General features: G+C 48.7%; 2 protein-coding genes. One reads left to right on the top strand and one right to left on the bottom strand.

The window, feature by feature from the left end:
• Positions 1-2,850 carry a DUF1566 domain-containing protein gene (locus ACOCD2_RS15185; RefSeq protein WP_295538570.1) on the bottom strand — a complete coding sequence of 950 codons (2,850 nt, stop codon included), beginning with the start codon at positions 2,848-2,850 and terminating at the stop codon, positions 1-3.
• A 68-nt stretch (positions 2,851-2,918) separates the two neighbouring features.
• On the opposite strand from ACOCD2_RS15185, the gene ACOCD2_RS15190 reads away from it, so the two are divergent.
• Positions 2,919-3,102 (top strand): hypothetical protein (locus ACOCD2_RS15190; RefSeq protein WP_293653423.1); only part of this gene is annotated, 184 nt, incomplete at its 3' end.

Below are 3,102 nucleotides of genomic sequence, written 5' to 3' on the forward strand. Positions count from 1 at the left end.
CTACTGGGGAATACCAAACTGGTTCCGAAGATACTCTCCGAATGCCCCATCGCGCCCCGATAACCCGTAACGAACGGGCCAGACATAGAAGTTATTGGTATTCTTGTTCTCCCAACCCAAGTAACCGTTGTAGGGCGAGAAGTACCAGGCGTATTGCATATCGACAGAATATGAATGTGGGGAAAGTACATGAGTTGTACCCGACCAGTACGAATCAGACTGGAGATTATCAAAAGGCCCGGTATGTTGAGCGCAGTAACGTGGTGCCGGACAAACCTTCCCCTGCTGGTTATCGCCAGTATCGCTATACCAGGAACCATTCCCGAGAGTGTTATAGTGCAGGTTACCCAGTTCGCTGACGGTGCTGTAGTTGTTATATCCTCTATCTGTACTACCGTCATACGTCTTTCCATAAAGATCTATCGCACGCCCCAGAGGGTTGGTTGCCTGCTGGCGCCAGTCCGCATACCCCTTGTAATGATTGTCATTGAGCACCGCAATCCAAGCCTCCGCCTCATACCAGTTGAGTCTGCCATTCTCGGCACAGATGGTCGCTTTATCACGTTTATGCTGTTTAGCCACAAAGTTCTGTTCTGGCAAAGCCTCTGGATCAAAACTTTTCCACAAGTCATCATTGGCATCGCAACTGGTCTTTACCATATTGGCATCTTTTAGCCAAGTGATATTGAGCGCAGTATCGTTGACCAAGCCGTTACCTAAATCATCAAGCTTCGACCTGTCTTCCGATAGTCCAGAACGAACGGGCCAAATGTAGAGACGAGCGATATTTTTATCGTTATACCCCTGGTATCCGTCATAGGGATCGAAAGACAATGCATAGCCCTCATCATGTGCACGCAAGGGGTCGTTGAACACTTGCGTGGTACGTGACCAGTACCCTTCTGGATCCTGATCATAAAAGTTGTCAAAAGGTCCCTTGTTTCTTACACAATGATTCGGCGGAGGACAAACGGTATCCTGCTGGTCAATGCCGGCGGGACTGTACATGGCTGGATTGCCGAGACTGTTATAGTGCAGATCCGCCAGTTCGCTGGCAGAGCTATGGATATTATATCCATGGTCTGTACTGCCATCATAAGCACGCCTGTCAATATAAGATATTCCATTCATCGGCTTGATTGCCGGCTGACGCCAGTCAGTATATCCCTTGTAATAATGGCTATTGAGCACCTTAATCCAAGCCTTCGCCTCGTACCAGTTGAGACGCCCATTATCGGCACAGATACTCGCTTTATCGCGGTTGCTCCTTTCACTTGGCGGCAGGTCGCCTGGATTAAACGCCTGCCATAAGGCATCGTGTGCATCACAACTGGTTTTCACCATGTTGGCATCTTTCATCCAAGTGACCTTAAGTCTATGGTCGTTGATCAGACCATTGCCTATGTCATCAAGTCTCACCCTGACTTTCGATAGCCCGGAACGAACAGGCCAGACATGGAATAGGTAGTCAAACTTGTTGTTAAACCCCTGGTAGCCTCGATTGTTACTGAAGGCCCAAGCATTTTCCCTCTTGGTATCCCAGTGAACGCCGCTCCTCGTACCCGACTCATTCTCCTCGGTACCCGACCAGTATTTGTAAGACCGAAGGTTATTAAAAGGCCCGGTATGCTGCATGCACATATTTGGATGGGGGCAAATTGATTCCTGCTGTTCATGGCCGCCAACACTATAGTGAGAGCCATTGCCAAGACTGTTGTAATGCATATGTGCCAACTCACTTCCCGTGCTGCCAGGATAAGCACTGCCCGGCGCACTAACGTTGTACCCCATGTCTTTACTTCCATCAAAATTAACAGCGCCGCCGAAATTGTACTCCCTACCATTCACCGGATTGGTTGCTGGCAACCGCCAGTCATTATATCCCAGGTAATTATGGCTGTTGAGCACCGCGATCCAAGCCTTCGCCTCGTACCATTTGAGGAGCCCTCCATGGTCGGAACATATGGTCTCTTTGCTTCTAATTCTAGGAGGCAAGTGCGCTCTCTGCACAGTCTCTGGATCAAATTCACGCCATAAGGCATCGTTTGCATCACAGCTGGTTTTCACCATATTGGCATCTTTCATCCACGTTATCTTGAGTGTATGATCGTTAACCAACCCATTACCCAGATCTTCGAGCTTGGCTTTGTTTACTGATTGTTTGGGACGAACGGGCCAGACGCGAAGATTGTAACCGTGCTTAAAACCCATGAGCTGGCGGGAGAAACCAGTACTGAAGTACCAGGTCTTTTTAGGGTCCAGAGGATCGTCTGTACCGGACCAGTATGATATAGGATCGAGGTTCTCAAAAGGACCGGTATGTTGCAAACAGTAATCAGGTGCGGGACAAACCTTCGCACGCTGATCGGTACCCCCGGGGCTGTATAAGGAACCATTACCGAGGCTATTATAGTGCAGATGTGCCAGCCAGCTTCCGGTACTGCCAGGATAAGCACTATCTGGAGCACTGATGTTATATCCCGCATCCGCGCTCCCGTCATAAAGGAAGTCGAACTTGTAGTTCGTACCATTAACCGGATTGGTTTCCGGTAGCTGCCAATCGTCATATCCCTTATAATTATAGGCGTTGAGTAATGCAATCCACACCTTTGCCTCGTACCAGTTGAGGTAACCGCCAGAGGAACAGAGCCGTTCTTTATCTCGCATCGACTTCTGACCCGTCTTTAAGACGGAGAGATCGAATTCTTGCCACAAGACATCGTTAGCATCACAACTGGTTTTCACCATATTCGCATCTTTCAGCCAGGTAATTCCGAGTACGGAATCATTGATCAGGCCATTGCCTATTTCTTCAAGAGCCGCCTGTACCGTTCCGGACAAAAAAAGCACTACTGTACAAGCACATAAAACTAACTTCGGCATTGAACTAAACCTCGTTGGGTTTGGGTGAAGGTTGGATGGAGTATATAACGAAAGTAGAGTCTGAATCCGTATTTTCAAATGCGGCCTTCAATTTTGCTCGCTCATTCTTACATCTGGTAGCGTTATTTGGCTGGCGGCTGCCTTGTTTGACTGCTCAGCGACATGATTTTCAGCGGGGCTGCCGCAAGAATGACACACCGACGGATTTCAGGCGCACTG

The sequence above is a fragment of the Thiolapillus sp. genome (genome assembly GCF_048562965.1).
Classification (GTDB): domain Bacteria; phylum Pseudomonadota; class Gammaproteobacteria; order Chromatiales; family Chromatiaceae; genus Thiolapillus; species Thiolapillus brandeum_A.